Annotated in this window: 16 protein-coding genes; 1 reads left to right on the top strand and 15 read right to left on the bottom strand. The window is 44.7% G+C overall.

Annotated features, from left to right (window positions below):
• Nucleotides 1–21: 21 nt before the first annotated feature.
• From C3B52_RS11725 to C3B52_RS11660, 14 genes are all read right to left on the bottom strand, one after another.
• Entirely contained in the window at nt 22–1,161 is a 1,140-nt protein-coding gene (locus tag C3B52_RS11725; protein WP_103106269.1) for a VWA domain-containing protein, read from the bottom strand.
• Nucleotides 1,146–3,527 carry a DUF5682 family protein gene (locus C3B52_RS11720; protein ID WP_103106268.1) on the bottom strand — a complete coding sequence of 794 codons (2,382 nt, stop codon included), beginning with the start codon at nt 3,525–3,527 and terminating at the stop codon, nt 1,146–1,148. Before C3B52_RS11720 ends, C3B52_RS11725 begins: the two co-directional genes overlap by 16 nt.
• Nucleotides 3,488–4,588 carry an ATP-binding protein gene (locus C3B52_RS11715; RefSeq protein ID WP_103106267.1) on the bottom strand — a complete coding sequence of 367 codons (1,101 nt, stop codon included), beginning with the start codon at nt 4,586–4,588 and terminating at the stop codon, nt 3,488–3,490. The genes C3B52_RS11720 and C3B52_RS11715 overlap by 40 nt, the downstream gene beginning before the upstream one ends.
• A 295-nt stretch (nt 4,589–4,883) precedes the next feature.
• The gene (kynA, locus tag C3B52_RS11710; protein ID WP_103106266.1) at nt 4,884–5,741 is read right to left on the bottom strand and encodes a tryptophan 2,3-dioxygenase; all 858 of its coding nucleotides are present in this window, start codon (nt 5,739–5,741) and stop codon (nt 4,884–4,886) included.
• 228 nt (nt 5,742–5,969) lie between these two features.
• Entirely contained in the window at nt 5,970–7,493 is a 1,524-nt protein-coding gene (locus tag C3B52_RS11705) for a carboxypeptidase M32 (protein ID WP_103106265.1), read from the bottom strand.
• A 321-nt stretch (nt 7,494–7,814) separates the two neighbouring features.
• A complete protein-coding gene (locus C3B52_RS11700) occupies nt 7,815–8,162 on the bottom strand; it encodes a hypothetical protein (RefSeq protein ID WP_103106264.1) in 348 nt (115 codons plus the stop codon).
• Between the two features lie 85 nt (nt 8,163–8,247).
• Complete coding sequence (locus C3B52_RS11695) at nt 8,248–8,862, bottom strand: hypothetical protein (protein ID WP_103106263.1); 615 nt, start codon at nt 8,860–8,862, stop codon at nt 8,248–8,250.
• 599 nt (nt 8,863–9,461) lie between these two features.
• Complete coding sequence (locus tag C3B52_RS11690) at nt 9,462–9,818, bottom strand: hypothetical protein (RefSeq protein ID WP_103106262.1); 357 nt, start codon at nt 9,816–9,818, stop codon at nt 9,462–9,464.
• A gap of 359 nt (nt 9,819–10,177) precedes the next feature.
• Entirely contained in the window at nt 10,178–11,011 is an 834-nt protein-coding gene (locus C3B52_RS11685; protein ID WP_103106261.1) for a M55 family metallopeptidase, read from the bottom strand.
• Nucleotides 11,008–12,102: a M42 family metallopeptidase gene (locus C3B52_RS11680; RefSeq protein WP_103106260.1), complete on the bottom strand. Its 1,095-nt coding sequence runs from the start codon at nt 12,100–12,102 to the stop codon at nt 11,008–11,010. Before C3B52_RS11680 ends, C3B52_RS11685 begins: the two co-directional genes overlap by 4 nt.
• Nucleotides 12,103–12,181: 79 nt before the next feature.
• On the bottom strand, nt 12,182–13,594 hold the full coding sequence (locus C3B52_RS11675; protein WP_103106259.1) for a LutB/LldF family L-lactate oxidation iron-sulfur protein: 1,413 nt from the start codon (nt 13,592–13,594) through the stop codon (nt 12,182–12,184).
• Nucleotides 13,591–14,319 carry a (Fe-S)-binding protein gene (locus tag C3B52_RS11670; RefSeq protein WP_103106258.1) on the bottom strand — a complete coding sequence of 243 codons (729 nt, stop codon included), beginning with the start codon at nt 14,317–14,319 and terminating at the stop codon, nt 13,591–13,593. The genes C3B52_RS11675 and C3B52_RS11670 overlap by 4 nt, the downstream gene beginning before the upstream one ends.
• Before the next feature lie 65 nt (nt 14,320–14,384).
• Nucleotides 14,385–14,711, bottom strand: a complete 327-nt coding sequence (locus C3B52_RS11665) for a nuclear transport factor 2 family protein (protein ID WP_103106257.1) — start codon at nt 14,709–14,711, stop codon at nt 14,385–14,387.
• Nucleotides 14,712–14,741: 30 nt separating this feature from the next.
• On the bottom strand, nt 14,742–16,376 hold the full coding sequence (locus tag C3B52_RS11660) for an ABC transporter substrate-binding protein (protein WP_103106256.1): 1,635 nt from the start codon (nt 16,374–16,376) through the stop codon (nt 14,742–14,744).
• A gap of 124 nt (nt 16,377–16,500) precedes the next feature.
• On the opposite strand from C3B52_RS11660, the gene C3B52_RS11655 reads away from it, so the two are divergent.
• On the top strand, nt 16,501–18,324 hold the full coding sequence (locus C3B52_RS11655; RefSeq protein WP_103106255.1) for an ABC transporter substrate-binding protein: 1,824 nt from the start codon (nt 16,501–16,503) through the stop codon (nt 18,322–18,324).
• 19 nt (nt 18,325–18,343) lie between these two features.
• Here C3B52_RS11655 and C3B52_RS11650 read toward each other — a convergent pair whose 3' ends face one another.
• Nucleotides 18,344–19,219 (bottom strand): LysR family transcriptional regulator, encoded by an 876-nt coding sequence (locus C3B52_RS11650; RefSeq protein WP_103106254.1) that lies wholly within the window; start codon nt 19,217–19,219, stop codon nt 18,344–18,346.
• Between the last annotated feature and the right edge of the window lie 75 nt (nt 19,220–19,294).

Here is a 19,294-nt window from a genome sequence, read left to right as displayed (position 1 = left end):
TCCTCCTCTATCTTCCCTCGCTTATTTAATGATCTTCCCAATCCATTGTGACAGCTCGTTCGGTGTAATCGCAGCCACATTCGCTCCCATATCAGCCAGGACGCGTGCGGCATGTCTGTTGTACGTGGCGTTCCCTTCAAAATCAAGCGCGGTGAGCACTAAAAATTTACAACCTGAGTCGATGATTTCCTTGCTCTGGCGATACATTTCTTTGATCGGATAGCCTTCCTCCAGATCGCTGACCAGGATGAAGATGGTCTTGGCAGGATTTTCAAGCAAGGATTTTCCGTATTTGAGAGCTTGTGCAATATGAGTCCCCCCACCCAGCTGCACGCTCATCAGCACATCTACCGGATCATCCAGGCGATTGCTTAAATCGACTACCTTTGTATCAAAGATGACGAGATGCGTCTTCAACGCCGCTAGCTTGTAAAAAATGCTCGCCATAACCGCACTGTAAATGACCGAATCCATCATACTGCCGCTTTCATCCACGACAATGACGACGTTCCACTTGTTGTGATGCTGGATGTTGCTGTGAAAATAGAGATCATCGATGACGAAGCGATTCTTTTTGCGGTCATAGTTTTTCAGGTTTTTGCGAATCGTTTTATGCACATCCAAATTTCGCATTGTTTTGGTATACCCGCGCCTGTGACGATTGCGCTTTCCGACAATACTCGTCTGTACCTCCGATTCCAGCTTTCGCCGCAAATCCTCAACGACCTGACGAACGATTTCCTTGGCGCTTTTTACGACCTCGCCTTTCATCCTGCCCTTGAATTGCAAAATGTTTTTTAACAGCGTCATGTTGGGTTCAAGCTTTTCCAATACCTTTTTATCGGTTAACAGCTCGGTCATGCCGTATCTGTCGAGTGCCTGCTTCTCGAGGATTTCCACTGTTTTTTTCGGAAAGAGCTTCCTGACCTTGCCGAGCCAAGTCGGGACGGTCAGCTGTGAATCGCCCCTCCCGCCCTCTTTGCGATAGCCCTGATCCTCTCCATACTCTCTGCTGTATAGAAAATCCAGGATCGAATCCAATTCCTGATACGAAAAATCTTGGGCTGAAAAATGCTCCGAGCTTTGTAGCGAATCTTCGGCATGCGATCCGAGCAGCAAGCGCCATCGGTTGAGAGCTTCCCGGCTTAGATGAGGTTCCATTTGGCAAATTCCTCCTTGATTCCCAGGTCCAGCCGACGTGCCTCTCGCATGGTTTTCTCATCGACAAACGGACTCAATACGTCTTCAACAGGAGTCTCGAACAGTGCGGCTACTTTCTCGGAGAGCATGATAATTTCCATGGGACTAAAATAAGTGAAAGCAAGGCGCAGCTCAGGGACGACCTGAACAAAATCATCGTAGCTGATGGAGCTAATCATTTGGTTCAGATCGTTCAGCAGCGCATCCTCGTAAAAAAGATAGTCGCGAGCGACGAGAAACACCCCTTGGAGATAAGGAGCCGTATGCAAAATCTGATCAGGAGTTCCTAGCATATACGCTCGGGCACGGCGAGAGACCTCTTCGCGCGCAAGCACTGCCAAATTGCACAAGATCGCTGTCACGACTCCCACGAGATTTGCTGGCAGCTGGTCACTGTGCAGTAGTTCCTGTAGCTGATCGCTAAAAATTTCCCGCGAGCCTTCCGCTTGCTTCTGTTCAGTTATCGTATAAAGGAACTTGAGCTGCTCTGCAACCTGACTCCATTCGTCTGGATGGGGATTGGATTGCAAGGCAATTTTCGTTACTGCCTCATAGTAGACATCATCAACGAGCCGCTCCAGTCGGGCCGTTTCCTTTAGACCAAATAAGCGCTTTTGCTCATGCAGAATCGTGAGCACCTTGAGCGTTTGACACAAGGATAAAAAATGTCCGTCCTGCTTGACCGATTGCCCCACCAGCTCGAACAACCGTTCACCGAGATCTTCCAGACCCATGACAATGGCTTGCAGCAGCCACTTTGCCAGCTCATGACTTTGATGCTGCGGCAGCTCCTTCACCATATCCTCCAGCTTTTGGGCAGCTGCTTCCTGCACCGTTCCTCCGTAGATAGAAGCCTCGATCAAGCGTGCCTCCACGTACGAGGAATACCCATAACGCCACGTTTCCCGCACGAGATTGACATGCTTGTAGTTCATCCAGTCGGGACCGGCTTCCTTTTGACAAAATTCGGTTCCTAAAAACTGCATGCAATGAAAAAAATGACTTGCCTGACGATGCGTCTTTTTCGCATACAGCTCCAATATTTTTTGGTTACGACCAGTGGTCGATATTTGCAGCTTGTGCGTCTTGCACTTTTCCTTGCAATCGCGAACAATCGGCACATCCAGATCGTTTTTGGCTACCTGACCGATCCCATCGCCCGTCATGAGCTCTCTGAGGGCCTCTATCGGCTGAATCGTAGCAATAGATCTTTCCCCTTTTGTAAAAGCCGACAGTACGGAATCAAGCAGCTCGTATGCGCCACCCTCTGATTTCTCACGCATCACAGCTAAGCCACTCATCAAGCTGTAAGCTTCGATGGCATCTGCTGTGGAGTTGCTTTCATCTTTATCGCGCAGCTTTTTTAGCAGATGGGGCAAATAGGTGAGTGCACTCTTCGTAAATGGGGCGCTCTCCTTCTTCTCCAGCGCACGCCATACATTTTCGTAGTAATGGACGAACGGCATCCCACTGGCGTAGCCGTTTAATTGATCGGCTTCCTGATAGGTGTATACCATCGGATACACCTTTTCTTCCTTTGCTTTTTTCACCGTGTAGGTAGTGGAGCGGTTCTCGATCAATCCGTATGTATGAAAACCCCCGGTTACGACGAGGATTCTGTCATGCTTTTGTTTGGCTTCTTCAATCTTTTTTCGCATGTGTGCTTCACGGATCAGGTCACCCTCTGCCTCTAATGCAGCATCGTCATAGCATTTGCGTGACAAGTAGCAGTAAGCAAACACTTCCTTGACGAAATCGGCTGTTGTTTTGCGGATGCCTTCGATTTCAAATACCTTTTCCCACAGCTCGTCGAAATTGCGACATTTCAGCGTCGCACATAGCTGCTGAATAAACGAGGACCCCGACAGCATGCGCTCATCGTGATACGACTGTTTCTCATTGTGCTTTTTCAAATCGTGACCGTCTTCTAGGCTCTCCAGCCTGCTCCCGTATCCAAGATCAATGAAAGCAGCTGGAATTTGCAGGCGCTTCGCTTCTAGTAATGCCACGTACTCTGGTGAATACGACAGGAAAGGGAAATAGCAGACATATTTACGTTCTTCTGTGGTGTATGCGTAATAAATACTCACCGGGGGCTGTGTCTGGTCATTCGCTAATATCGGGATCAAGTGATTACTATTATCCGGTCCTTCAATCAATATGATCGTAGGTTGATAGGCTTCAATCGTTTTCTTTAAATGGAAGGAACAAGCTGGACTATGATGCCTGATTGGAAAATAAACGACTTGCTTGTTCAGGTTATAAACCTCTTCTGCTGCCAGCTTGTTTATCTGATCCATTTCTTCTCGTTGTAATATGCTCCCCATAGTCCCTCTTCCTTTGCCCGTTCTTTAACCACTTTGGTAAAGTACGTTTTTAGGATGCTTGCGTCCTTTTGGTTTTCTTTCACCACTGCGCCCAGCATGTTTTGTACGAGACGCTCCAAGGAAATGGGTTTGTTTTCGTAGTAATGGGACGTCATTGCACTCTGGACGTAGACTGATACTGCCTCGGCTGTACTCATGACTGACTGCGGGGAATCAATTTTGTAGCCTTCCTTTGTTTCGCCAGTGCGCAGCTCCATAAAGGTCGTTGCCAAAATTTCAACCACATCACGATCGATTTCGATATCGACACCACTTTGCTTAAGAAGCATTTTTGCTTGGGATTCAATGATTTGCGCTTCCATTTTGACATGATTAATCGGCGAGATCGTCTCGAAATTAAATCGACGCTTTAAGGCGCTGCTCATTTCATTCACGCCTTTGTCTCGCAGATTGGCTGTGGCAATAATATTGAAGCCAGGCTTCGCAAATATAATGCCATCTTCCATTTCTGGTATGTTCATAACTTTATCACTCAAAATACTGATCAAAACGTCCTGAACCTCAAATGGGCATCGCGTAATCTCTTCAAAACGGGTAATGATCCCCTTGTTCATGCCCGTATAAAGCGGCGACGGCACTAGCGCTTGCAGCGAAGGTCCTTTGTCCAGTAGCATTGCATAATTCCAGGAGTATTTGATCATATCCTCGGTTGTACCCGCTGTACCTTGAATCGTATTCGTACTCGTTCCGGATATTGCTGCTGACAACAGCTCACTCAGCATCGTTTTGGCAGTACCTGGCTCACCTACCAGCATCAAGCCGCGATTTCCTGCCAGTGTAACGATAGCTCGTTCGATGAGGACGTCATCCCCGTAAAATTTCTTTGTGATTTCGATCTTTTCACCTTCGTATGTAAGTGGCTTATCCGTCCCAAGTATAAAGTCACGAACCGCTTTCGGTGACATCAGCCAGTTCGGTGGTTTGGCACCAGTATCATTGGATCTGAGCGCACTAAGCTGTGCTGCGTATAATTCTTCCATTGGCGGCTTCATTGTCTCCATCCAATTGTCACTCCATTTCCGCTTTTTCTAAATAATAGGCTATCTCAAAAAATAATAACCATACAGACTTTGGGAAATAAAGGGTATTTGGTCCCAATAATAGGTAAAGTATGTGAAAACATGAGGATTGAGTACTAGTTGCAAGCTCTCTTTCTTCCCAAGTATAGAGCTGATCGATATAACACCCAATGTCACATTCGCGTACAAGATAGTCTTTCGTGATAACAACACAAAAAGACCGGTCTAAAACATGCGTGAGAATGTTTTAGACCGGTCTTCTGTATTCCATTGCTTATTACAGCTGTGTGCGCAAGCTCCATAGCTCCGGGAAAAAACGATGATCCAAAGCTCTTCGCAAATAGTTTACCCCTGAGGAGCCGCCTGTTCCCGGCTTTTGACCAATAATCCGCTCCACCGTTGTCATATGGTTAAAGCGCCACTGCTGCTGCTGACTTGCGATGTCTACCAGCTTTTCAGCCAGCTCATATAGATCCCAGTACTGATTGACATTCCGATATACAGTAAGCCACGCCTGCTCGACACTCTCATTTGGCTGATATGGCTCAGACCAATCGCGATTCAGACATTTGGGGTCGATTGGCAAGCCGCGCTCTGCCATCGCCATGATAGAAGCATCGTAAATGCTTGGCGCTTGCAACGCGCTGTTCATTTGAGCATACAATTCTGAATCATGCTGATACACAGCGAGAACATGGCTGTTTTTGTAGCCAAGCATAAATTCAATTAGCCTGTTTTGATACGATTGGAACCCAGAGGAGTGGCCTAATTTGTCTCTGAACTGCATGTAATCAGCAGGAGTCAGAGTCGAGAGGACATCCCATGATTTGATGAGCTGCTGCTGAATTCGTGAAACTCGTGAGAACATTTTGAAAGCTGGCTCCAATTCCTGATTGCGAATACTCTCCATAGCGGCACCGAGCTCATGCCTAATTTGTTTCATCCAAAGCTCACTGACCTGGTGGATGATGATAAACAGCATTTCATCATGATGTGTAGATTGCATGACCTGACTGGACAAGATCTTATCCAGCTGCAAGTAATCACCGTAGGTCATTTCCTTTTTAAAGTCCGTATGAATGTCTTTTTCCAATGCGGCTGTGGACTCTCCTTTGTTCTCTTGTGAGTGCGTCATCTAATGTTGACCTCCCCTTACTCGGCATGTGAATGGTAGCAAAAAATGAACGGACGCTCAGATCCGGTTTGCACGATCCCTCTTTTGTCACCACTTTTACTATTCCTGATACGCTGTAAAAGTTCCTGTCTGTCCAATAGATTTTATTATTCACCAGCCATTCAGCCATTCTGACAGAGGGTCAAACAGTACCTCCACCTTGCCTGAAGGTTGCGAATACCGGGAAATTTACAGTTGGTATATCTGTTTATATTTATTCTCTAAATAATCCACTAAATAGGACGCGTTTGTAAGCTCTCCTGTAATATCCTGCAGCAACTCATTCGGACTTTTCAGCTTGCCATACTGATAAATCTTGTCAACGAGCCACGTGCGAATAGGTGTAAACTCGCCGTTTTCAATGAGTTCATCAAAATTGGTGATCTCTTTCTTCAACGAATGCAAGAATTGGGCTGAATATACATTGCCCAGCGAGTACGTAGGGAAATAGCCAAACAACCCGCTTGACCAGTGTACGTCCTGAAGTACTCCTTCCTTATCCGTTGGTACATCAATCCCCAGATAATCACTCATTTTTTGCTTCCAAATCTCTGGAAGATCAGCAACCTCATAGGTCTTGTTGATCAGACCCTTTTCTATTTCATATCGAATCATAATGTGCAGGTTGTATGTAAGTTCGTCAGCTTCTACACGGATAAGCGAAGGTTTTACCTGATTGATTCCACGATAGAACTGCCCTTCATCCACACCTGCAAATTGAGTAGGGAATTCAGTTGTCAGATCCTTGTAAAAATGCTTCCAGAACGGCAGGCTGCGGCCAACCACATTCTCCCAGAAACGAGATTGGGACTCGTGGATACCCATAGATGTTCCTGTACCCAAAGGCGTACCAAACAGGTCAGGAGAAATATTTTGCTCATATATTGCATGCCCTGCTTCATGGATCGTCCCAAACAGCGCCATGTTAAAGAAGTGAGGATCAAAACGAGTGGTTATGCGAACATCTCTGGAGCCAAACATGGTACAAAACGGATGGATACTACGATCGAGACGGCCAGCCTGAAAATCGTAACCAAGCTTCGCGATGATCCTGCGTCCAAACTCTTCCTGTTGTTTTTCATCAAAGTACTTGGTCAGGAAAGAGGCATCCGGTTGATGAGCAGAATTTGAAATAGCCTGCAGTAAAGGCACGGTTTTCTCGCGGAGAAGCCCAAACATTTTATCCAGCTGGGAAACAGTCATTCCTGATTCGTAATGGCCTAGCAAGGTATCGTAGACATTGTCGCCCTTTTTGCCCCAGTAGTCGATAAACTCGATCTGCATGGCAACTACCTTCTCCAGATAAGGACGGAACATGGCGAAGTCGTTTTTAGCACGCGCTTGCTCCCACACGGTTGAAGATTGCGAGGTTAGTACAACATTCTCCTGATAACGGTCTAAGGGGATCTTTTGATTTTTCTCAAATTCTTTCTTGTACTCCAGAACGCTTCCACGCGTGACCGGATCAAGGGAGGCCAAGGTATCAGGCTCGCTTAGTTCGGCAAGAAAGCTTTCCATTTCTTTAGAAGTTAAGAGTTTAAAATGTTCCCCAGATATGACACCGATCATTTCTGCGCGGGACTCCATACCCTTGCTCGGTCCATTCACGCGCATATCCCAATCGAGAACGGCTAGTGTATGACCATAGCTGACAATTTTTTTGGCTAATTCGCGAAAAGCGCCTACTTGTTTTTCCAATGCGGTTGACGGCATGTGAACCCTCCTCTTGTTTCGTTTCTACTACCCTCAGAACAGTTACTAATGCTCTTCAACGATGACAATCTTAATTTCATTACTTTTTGACAATGTTATCTCTGCAAACAATTTTGTTTTCATTTTTTAGGAAATTCGACATCATTATGTATGTTCCTCTAATTACGCATTCCGACCGCATCCCATATTTTCAAACTTGATCCAAGCAAATGCGCTTCTGCTGGATCTAGATAATCATCCACCAAAGCGATCATCATATCCATATCGATAGTCCTTTCATGGGCTACCCAGAAAAAGGGGTTAATCGTTTCTTCAAAATTATCAGTGTCCGTATTGTTCTAATTCTTTGAAAAGCTCATCACCATTTTCTTTTAATCCAGCTCTAAATTTAGCAGGTATTTTGCTTTCACAGCGCGCAAACCAATCATAAAAAACCTGCTTCCATTCTTGTATTTTTCTTTTTTCTAACAACAAGTTAGCATCCGTCGTATATTTATGAGAAATCACTAACAATAACTCGATATTTGCCAGAAGTGGTTGTGCAATATCATCATTGTTTTTCATCCATTCAGCTACGCTCTCAATTGTCGAAATAGAAAACTTAATATAATCTACTCCAACATATTGTGCCAAATCATTTCCTTCTGATGCCGTTCTAAATATTTTCATGTTAAAACACTTCCTCATCGGAGTTAAAAAACTGAGCGTCTCTATTTAATTTAAAACCTGTCAGACCCTTGTTGTAACGCGGCTGTTAGCGATTTTTCGAGCATTCAGAAAACCTAATTTTATTAATGATATCCTGATAATATTGTTTACCGTATTCATTTTTAGACTCTTCTACTTTTTTATTAAAATATTCTACGGCCTCATTTTTATATTGTTCCGGAATTTTTTCTAAATACAAATCCATTATCGTCTCAAAAGAACTTTCGGCTACTTTTTTGGGTGACATTTTTTTAATATTCATAAAGTAATTCCACTTTTTATCATAATTTTCAAAATTTCTTAATTTTGGCAGAAATATTGCGACATAAGGACCTATGTTACTTTTATCCGAATTTTCCAGCATGAATTCGTAAATTTCCTTAGTTTCCGGAAGATCATATCTCTGAATCATATTCCCAATTGCTGAAACAAGAAGAACTACAAGTTTAGTATTATCCTTATGCTTTTTATAAATATCAAGAAGGGTTTTAGAAAACTTCGGATCATTAAATAAATCTTGATAATAAATGGAAACCTCTAACCTGGGTGTTTTCTCAAACTCTTTTACAGCAAGAAACAGCTCTTCATCACTCAATTTATGCCAATCAGATATTTTCTCTTTTAATAGGCTGATATTTTCAATATTTTTTTTAGTGTCCATATTGTTCTATTCTCACCATTTTCCTATTTACCACCCTTATATTTAGCAGGTTTTGGCACTACCTTGTTAGCTGCAGCATTTCCTTATTCTTTATAATATTCCAATCCGTCTTCTTGAAATGTATTCAGCATTTTTTATGTCATTGGAAAGTAGAATAGCTTTTTGTCAAATTGGTTGCCAATTTTTAGTCCACTTTTTAATTCAGGGTCTTTCTTTAGTTGTCTCTGTAACGCAGAATAAAGTGCACTAATCTTGTCATTAGGCTGTTTACAAAGCCAGGTTCTATTAGATTTTTCTAATTAGGGCTTGCTGAACGGTTGTTTATCAGAATTTCAGGTCCGGGCGCGGCGGTGCAGTAGGGCAAAAATGAAACAAAAGAGAAGGCGCGCTTGAATACGGTCAAACCCGTACTTGCGCTAGCCTTCTTCAAATTTGCCTACGATGCCATTTCGTTGACCGGCATCCTCTTTGTCCAGGTTCTGCTGTTCGTTTGTCAGACGGTCCTTTGGCGGGCACCCTCGAATTGCTTCTGTCTGCTGTTATCCTCCAAACGATAAAAAAGCTACCTTTCGTGACGGTAGCCTGTTGTCATTGTACTATCAGACCCCACCTGGCATTTGCCAACCCGTTTCCTCATCCCAAATGGCATCCGTATCATCTAGATGCACATGCCAATCCCCATTAGAAATACTTCTTCTAATATCTGTCAAACAGGTCAACCAATAAAATAGCGCATGCAATGTATCTTCAAAATCATCTGAAAAGGGCAGCTTTGTTGAACCCGCAAAGATCACTGTTGGTTCATCCTGCTCATAGTCATAGACACAAAATGTTTCTCCAATATCCTTCATTTCAAAACCCGCATTGTATTTATCAATAATGGCTTTTATCTCTTGCTCCTCACTGTCAGTAAGGTTATGGTTTCTCCTACAAGTGTAATAAACAGAAACTCCCATGCTACATTTCTCCTTTTTTCTCAGTATATGAGTACCAATGCGCTGAAAAAGTAATCGACTATATTCACTTTCTTTGATCCCGTACTATTGTATTTACATCTCATTGCTATTTGATAGTGCCATAATTCCTAAATATTGTGAAACCTACTTATATTTTCAAAAATTAGACACTCCATCTACATGATGAAATGCCTCTTTAACTACTTTTACCAGCGAAAAGCGCAGTTACTTTCCTCTTTGATTAAAAATAAGCTGCCTATACAAGGCAGCAGTTGTTTTGAACTGATATTCACTGATTTTTCCTGAATATAGTAATGGCTATGTGTATAGAATTTATTCCATTTATAAGCGTTCCAATACTATTCAAGTGGCTGAGAAGCTTGAAGGGCCAGCAGCAGTATCGCTTGTAGCACGGGTATCATTTTTCGAATATCATCTGACTGATATCGTACCGTACGCCCATCGACTAGCTCCATGCCTGGAAGCCAGCTGACGACGAAGGCCATGTTGGTCGATTTGAATTCAATCTCAATCGTATTTGATGAAGAAACGCGTAGTGGTCGTACTTGCTGGTAGTTTTCTACCGCTTTTTTCGCTTCTTTTCTTATCATTTCATGGGCGACAGTTGGATGAAGCGAGTTTGCCGTAAACGCATTAATCCCCTCTTTGACCGCAACCGTATATACCCCAGGAATACCCGCTTCCACTTCTTGTACTGTGTGGTTGTCCCCTGTAACGAGTACCACCGGAACCCCGTATGCGCCAGCGATCGCAGCATTGAGCCCCGCTTCCCCTACTTCCTTGCCATTTAACCGAAAACGCTGAATGCAGCTGCCCATCAAGGTGTGATTTAATACTGCATTAGCGGCTCCAGCCATCCCATGATAGCCAATGAAAAAAATCATGTCAAAGCTCTCATCGATTCCCTGCATCATGCACATCGGCTTATAAAATCCGCGAATGAGACGAGCCTTTGGATGGAGCTCATGGACAAGCACGTTTTTCATTGGACCGTGTGAATCGTTTACGAGAATCTCTGTTACACCACCCTGCAGGGCGCCTTCAATGGCTGCATTGACGTCCTCGGTGAGCAGCTTGCGACCTAATTCATATGACCTTCTTCCTGGCAGCGTATCGTCCCAATCATGGATTCCCGAAATTCCTTCCATGTCGACAGAAATAAACAGCTTCATGGTCGCACTCTCCCATCCTTGATCCAATCGACGGTTTTTTGATCTAGCTTTTTAGTGATAGCAACTAGTAATTGAATCGTATTCTCCAGGTCATCATGATTCATGATTGACGCATGACTGTGAATGTAGCGTGCTGGCATGCAAATCGCGATAGACGGAACTCCCTGTCCAGTCAGATGCGCACGTCCGGCATCAGTCGCCCCACTATCGGAAAACACTTCACATTGCAACGGGATTCCTTTTTCTTCTGCCGTATCAATAATCAAATCTCGCAATCTTGTATTCGGAATGAGATGTCCGTCATAGAGAAACAGAATCGGACCACTACCGCTTTTGGATTTTTCCGTATTGCCGTCAGCTAATCCCGGACTATCCCATGAAATACTTACATCCAAGGCGATAAATACATCAGGCTGAACCGTGGCCGTGCTTGTTTGAGCGCCGCGAAAGCCTACCTCTTCCTGGACAGTGGCACCGCTAAACACGACATTCGGATGATCTTGTCCTTGCAATTCTTTTAATACTTCGACAGCTACCAGGCAGCCAGCCCGATTATCCAATGCTTTACCCATGTACATTTTCTCATTGGTCATCACGGTAAAGGGGCATATCGGCACAATCGGGTCGCCTAATCTGATCCCCATTTCTTTTGCGTGAGCCCTGCTCGTTGCGCCAACATCAATGAACATGTCCTTGATTTTCACTACCTTATCCCTTTCCTCGTCAGACAATAAATGAGGTGGCTTAGAGCCGATGACCCCTATTATATCCCCTTTACGTGTTTTGATGATCACACGCTGGGCTAGCATCACCTGAGACCACCACCCGCCTAATGGCTGAAAGGAAATATATCCTCCCTCGCTCAAATTGGACACCATGAAACCAACCTCATCCATATGAGCCATCATCATAATTTTGGGCCCACTTGCCAATCCAGTTTTGCGGCCGATGATACTTCCGAGCTGATCTGAACAAATGTTCTCGGTAAGCGTCTGTAAATACGTGTGCATCAGCTCTCGTACTTCCTGTTCTTGGCCGGGAACTCCCGAAGCCTCTGTGAGTTCTTTGAGTTTCACAGCTAATTCAGTCATTCTGATCTTCCTCCAGCTTTTTTATGAAAGTAGATACCTTGCTAGTATTCATATTTGATAAGCTTCTTGCTCGCCGAGCTCATTCATGCTTCTTCTCCCTTTCCTTCTTCCACCAGCTGTGAAAGGATTGTTTGGCTGGTTGAGGTAAATCCCGTGTCTCTGTCCAATTCGCCAGCGGACCAGGAGCATCGGTGATATGCTGCTCAGAGCCGAACAGTCGTGATCCAACCTGAGCCATACTTACCGCTGCCTGATACAAAGCAGGGTGCCTGGTTACTTGTTGAAAGGTTTGAAACGCTACCTTTTCCAAGAAAGGGCTATGTCCTTGTTCTACCTCATCCTTTCGATGTTCCAGGAGCAGATCGTGCAAAGGGATTTTCACCGGGCACACCTCGGTACAAGCGCCACACAGACTGGATGAGTAAGGTAGCTCACCCCACTCCTCATAACCGCCAAGAAGTGGAGTTAATACGGAACCAATTGGCCCGCTGTAAACCCCGCCGTACGCGTGCCCACCGATTTGACGGTATACCGGACAAACATTCAAGCAAGCCCCGCAACGAATGCATTTCAATACCTCTTGGTAGGCCGTTCCGAGAATATCTGATCGACCGTTATCGAGAATTATCAAGTGAAACTCGACAGGACCGTCAATATCTTCTTGGTGACGGGGACCTGTTATCGCTGTCATATATACACTGATTTTCTGCCCAGTGGCACTCCACGTTAGCATAGGTACAATCATCCCGAGGTCATTCCAAGTAGGAACAATCCGCTCGATACCCATTAAGGCGATGTGCACCTTGGGCATTGTCGTAGTCAGGCGAGCATTTCCTTCGTTGCTAATGAGTACAATTGTTCCTGACTCCGCCACAGCGAAGTTACAGCCAGTAATTCCTATATCCGCCTGGAGAAACTCACTGCGGAGCTGTTCACGAGCAAACTGACATAATTCTTCCGTCCGATCCGACAGCTCACGGTTAGCTACCTTGGAAAAAAGCTCGGATACTTGCTTTCGGGATTTGTGTATGGCAGGTGCTATTAAATGGGAGGGAGACTCACCCGCAAGCTGGATAATATATTCGCCCAAATCTGACTCGATCACTTTGACTCCCGCGTTCTCCAAATGCTTGTTCAGATGTATTTCCTCGGTCATCATTGATTTTGACTTGATGACTGAGCTAGCCCCTGTTTTTCTGATGATGTCTTGAATACAGGCAACCGCATCACGGTCTCTTCGTGCAAAATGAGCTTGTCCCCCATGATTACGAACATTGGTTGCCAATTGTTCTAAATAACTGTCCAAATTCTCAAGCGTATGCATACGCATTTCCGATGCCATATCTCTCATGCTTTCAAAATGATCTATCTCTTTCGCTGCCTGTATTCGCGCTGTCCGCAACCGATCTTGGGTAAATGGCAACGCCTTCTGCAGCTGCTCGTCGGTCAATGCCGACTCAACTCTGCGAAAAAAATCAGCAGACAGGTTCATGACTTTCCTCCCTTTGCCAAAACTTCTGCAATATGCATGACTCGCATACTTTTCCCTGTCCTGCGCATTCGTCCAGATAAATGCATGAGGCAACCCATGTCAGCGCCAACTACTAGATTGGCTCCAGTAGATTCGATCTGCTTTATTTTTTCATCCGCCATCGCCGTTGAGATTTCGTTCATTTTAACGGCGAAGGTTCCGCCAAAACCGCAGCAATCCTGACAGTACGACAATTCTTCAAGCTTCAAGCCCTCCACTAGCGAAAGCAGTTGTAGCGGTTCCTCCTTGACCCCAAGCTCCCGGTTCATATGACAGGAATGATGGTAGGTCGCACTATCTTGCAAGGCAGTGCCTAGGTCCGTCATCTTGAGCACATTGACTAAAAAATCAGTTAACTCAAACGTCTTTTTGGCGAGAGCCTCAGCTTCTCTCCTCCAACTTGGGTCATCCTCAAATAGTTTTGGGTAATAATGCTTGATCATAGATACACACGAGCCAGACGGTGCCACCACGTATTCACTTCCAGCAAATGAACGAATCAACTGCTTAGCTGTCTCCCTCGATTGCTTCTGGTATCCACTATTGAAAGCCGGTTGGCCACAGCAGGTTTGGCTCATGGGAAAATCAACATCGACGCCGCTTTCCTCCAATATATCGACCACACTCTTGCCTACTTCGGGATAAAAAACATCCACCAAGCAGGTAACAAACAGTGATACTTTCATACATGCTCCTCCTTTCTTTGACACAGACTGCTTTCATTGTGTACTCCTTTTCATCTCGATGATGTCTAAAGAAAATACACCTGCTGAATCAACCCCGCTTCTACTCTGTAGATTGCGACAGCTTCCAAGACGCATTTTTCAGTGGTTCCTGTCACTTTTTCAAAATCAATCACATAAGGGCCAAATACGATTCTGTTTACGATCTCGCAGTGCAGCTCTGGATTTTGTTCAAAGAAGCGTCCATAGCGCTGCTTCATTTGGGCAAGTCCTGACACAAGAAGCTCGTCGGGGTGCTGATAAATGGTTATGGTTTGGCTGTAGTAAGATAAAAATTGATTCACATCGCGGCTGTTGTAAGCCTCAACCTGCTTTTGTACGATAGCTTCACTCACTAAGGAACGCCTCCTATTCCCCCAAAGGCACTACTTGTCTGCTACCCAGCTGTCATGCAAAAACCACAGCCCTGCAGATACCTTTACACCCTGTACTTTTTTGTTTACGATGTGAAATTGCTTATCCGCGTACACTGGAATCCAATAGGCCTGTTCGACAATTCGCTTCTGGGCATCTGCATATATTTTTTTTCGCTCGCTCGAATCTATCGTTTTCCTGCCTTTTGTTAGGAGAGCATCCAATTGACTATCTTGGACCCTGCTCAAATTTAAACCGTTTATTTGACTGGAGTGCAGAAGTAGGTACAGAATATCCGGATCTTCGTACGTATATCCCATCAATGCCAGATCAAAGTCACCATTTGCTCCCTTTTCCAACAATGTTGCAAAATCCATCGTTACAATCTGGGCTTCAATTCCGACCTCTCCAAGCATCGCTTGTATGAGCTGTGCCGCTTTGCTGTAGGTGTTGTCCGTCAATAGTCGCAGTGTCAGCTCTTTTCCCCCTTTTTCCAAGTGACCACTAGCGTTTTTGGTCCATCCAGCCGCGGCCAAGAGCTCCTTGGCTTCTTCCAAATTGTAAGTATAGCCATAGGTTTCTACAGCCTGATCATACCCAAATACGGACGGTGACAGGGGACCATCTGCAACGACTCCCTCTCCTTGTAGCTGCGCCTGAATAATCGCCTCTTTATTGATAGCCAGATTCAGTGCTTTTCGCACCTGCAAGTCCACGAGAAGCTCACTTTCTGTATTCAAGGAAACAAATAAGCCAAGTCCACTCTTCACTTCCTCCACGACGTAATAATCCGGATGATTCCGTAATTTCTTCACATCCTTAGCCTCGACAAAAGGGGCAATATCGACTGAGCCACTCTCTAGGGCAGCAATTGTTGTTTGCTTATCTTTGATGATTTTGAATTGTAGCTTGTCTGCTCGTGCTGGGCCTTGATTTTCATAGAAAGGGTCTGCCCATTGAAAGCCGTCATTTCTGACAAACGTAATCGCTTCACCACTCTTCCAGTCTTCAAACTTCCATGGCCCCACCCCGACTGGGTTTCTGCCGTATTCTGCTCCGTATTTATTCACTGTCTCCATGGAGAGAGCTTGTCCAGCATTGGTACTGAGGTAGTATAGAAAAGGGGCAAAAGGCTCCTTTAGGTGCACAACAAATGTCTGGTCATCTGTAACGGAAACGGACTCTATCATATTTAATTGCTGTGCAATCCCTTTTGCCATCGTTTTTGGGTCCAATAGTCTGTCGAACGTGTACTTGTAAGCCATTGCGGTTAATGGTGTTCCGTCGTGAAAGGTGATGCCGGGGCGGAGTTTAAACGTTATCAACTTCCCATCCTCGGAAACGGTGTATTTTTCCGCCAATGTCGGCTTTAACTCTTTCGTATCCGGGTCCATCGATATGAGATTACTCCCGAAAAATCTGGAAATCTTGTCTGTCATGCTCATCGCGGATTGCTGTACATCCAGCGTATCCGGCTCTTCTGGGATGGCTATTCTGATCGTCCCACCCACTGTAGGTATTGAAGCGCTTTCTTTTTCACTGTTAGGTGCTGGCGAGTTCGTACAGCCTGAAGCTACAAGCATGACCATACCAACGGTTAGAACGAGGGCACTTATCGTCCTTCCTTTACGCTTAAATAATTTCATGTGCAGTCCCCCTTACAAATTTCGCCTGTTTGACTAGAATGATTATATAAGAATATTCTGGATTAAAGACGGAAGGGGTTCGGCCAAATCTTTCCCCTTTTCCAACTCTGGAGGGGCTTGACCTATGCTGTTGTTCGAATACTATCAGATCCTTCGCAAACATTTTTCTACCGTCGCGATTGATCAACAGATCCCAGTCTTGCTCGATCAGTTAAGTGACGTATTGTACAGCTCGGATCGCAATACACGTAATCTCCTGAAAAAAATGGAGGAATACCAGTGGATCAGTTGGGTTTCTGGTCAAGGTAGAGGAAATAGCTCGAAGCTGACATTTCATATTAGCGAAGAAGAGTTAGCCGTGCAGATTGCCGTACAACTGGCAGAGGAAAGGAAAGTAGAAGAGGCTTTTCGCTTTATTGATAAATGCGCCAATAATCGCGTGAATGAGCAATTTTTGCATTGGTTTATGCATAGCCGGGGCTCCGAAAATAAGGATGCAAAGCCCGAAACGGACAGCCTGGTCGTTCTGTTCGATGAAACGGTACTCACACTTGATCCTGCTTTCATGTCCTTATCCTCGGAAAGACATCTGCTACAGCACATATTCGACCCTTTGGTGCTGTTTGATGAGCAGACCAAGAGCATCGTCCCTCACCTCGCCCACGCCTGGGAGGCCGATGAAGCAGGTACAAGCTATACTTTCTTCCTGCGCAGAGGGATTTATTTTCATCATGGCAAAGAGCTGACTGCTCATGACGTGCGATTTACACTCAATCGTCTCAAGCAAAACCAACCTCTTCGCCCACCCTACTATGCGATGTATGCTTGCATAAAAGAAATGAACATTTTAAGCGATCTATCCCTGCAAGTACTTCTCACAGAACCAAACTTTCTGTTTTTACCCTTTTTGAGTAGAGTTCAGGCGTCAATCGTACCAGAAGACAGATATCATTCGGAAATTTCTGGAATGGATACTTTCCCTATAGGAACAGGACCCTTTCAATTGGTCAGACAAAAGGAAAGCTTTCTATTGAAAGCGAATCAGTCGTACTTTAAAGAGCGCGCTCTCGTTGACCACGTAGAAATAAGGCACATGGCGAAGCAACAAGAGGGTCCCGATTGGCTCGGAACAGGTTCCCATTTCGTTCAGTATACCGATACGAGTTTGCACGGCAAAAAGACCGAGAATACGATTCTAAAGGAAAAAGCCCCTTCCATCTGGAAACGAGCTTTTGCAGGCACCTCTTATACATTTCTCACTCTCAACACAGCAATAGGAGGTCCACTCGCAGACAAACAGTTTCGTCAAGCATTATTTCTCGGGATGGATCGTTCGAGAATGCTAGAGGAAACAAGAAAGCACGAATGTCTTCCAATTACAAACTGTTTTGCCAATCATTATCCCAGTGACGATCCATTCAGCTACGACCCTGCAGCAGCAAAAAGCATATTGTCTCAGCTCGGGTATCAAGGCGAGCCGCTCCATCTGTTCACTTATGCTCCATTGGAAGAGGATGCTCTCTGGTTGAAAAAACACTTTGCAGAAATTGGTATCCACATTGATGTCACCGTGATGCTGCTCCAGGAGCTTCTTCAGTCAGACAAAATACTTGGTGCGGACATGCTTTTAAGTCAGAAAGCGCTCATAGATAATTGGGAAGTCTCTTTCATCGAGTCCTACATCGCCGATAATAGCTTTATCAGTCAGCTGGCGAATAACCTGCTCGCTCAGAGCATACATTCAAAAATCGCAAAATTATGGCAAGAAGAGAATCAGCTAACACGGCAAAAGTATGTAGAAAAAATAAATGAACAACTAATCGAAACCTGCTGCCTGCTTTTTTTATATCAAGAAAATTTGCAAGTACACTATGATGCTTCTGTAGATGGGATATCGTTTGATTCAACCGGCTGTATACAATACAAAAACGTTTGGTTTCGCAGCTAGACAAGCAGTCTTGATCTTTTTACGTACCGAAAAAGGCTTGCATTCTTTCCATGAAAGTTTTCGCAGCAAGATTCAAATACTTATCATTTCGATAAAACATCTCCAGTTTTCTGGTTGGCGAATCTTTTATGGGAAGAGCACGAATCCCCATCGATTGAAAATGATGAATCAATTGACTCGGTTGGATGGTAGCTCCAATATTTTCTTTGACAAATTGAAATAAGGAGGTAGCCGTACCGGTCTCCAGGATGGTGCTGATAGATATACCATGTTCCGCACACCACGAGTCTATCAAATCTCGTCCGTAAAACCCTTGGGGATACATCACGAGCGGTATTTTCGACAAATCCTCGGCTAAAATGATCTCCTTCTTTGCAAATTCATGCTGCTCATTTACAAACAGGCTGTATGATTCCGCATAAAAAGGGATTCGCTCCAAACGGCTATCTGGTTGGATAGCTAACCCGACACCGATATCTACATCATTGTCCAGGACCATATTTGTGATATCCATCGATGGAATGACCTGGACCCTTGTTTTGGGAAAATCGCGATGAAAGTCGATAAGCAGCGGCGTTAACCGATAATCCAGATCTGAAGGCAGGACAGCTACTCGCAGCTGCCCTGAATTTTGGCTGGTTAGCTCTGTTACCGCCGTCTTTGCATTTTCTAGCTGTTGAACCATCTGCAATGCGTATTGCCGAAAAAGCTGCCCTGCCTCAGTCATTACGGTCTTTTTCCCAATTCGATCAAATAGCGGCGTACCGAGTTCATTTTCGATCACGCGAATTTGCTGACTCAGGGTTGGCTGGGAAATTCCCAATTTTTCAGCAGCTCCTGTAAAGTGAAGTTCATTACATAGCATCAAAAAGTATTGGATTTGCCTGATTTCCATATGATCACCTCAAAACAATAGCTTCAAACTATCATTTATATAGAAAAAATAGAATTGTCCTATCGTGCTTGCGGG

The organism is Brevibacillus reuszeri (assembly GCF_002897295.1).
Taxonomy (GTDB): Bacteria; Bacillota; Bacilli; order Brevibacillales; family Brevibacillaceae; genus Brevibacillus; species Brevibacillus reuszeri_A.
Note: the sequence above shows the minus strand (reverse complement) of the source record. Positions and strands in the feature narration are given on the sequence as shown.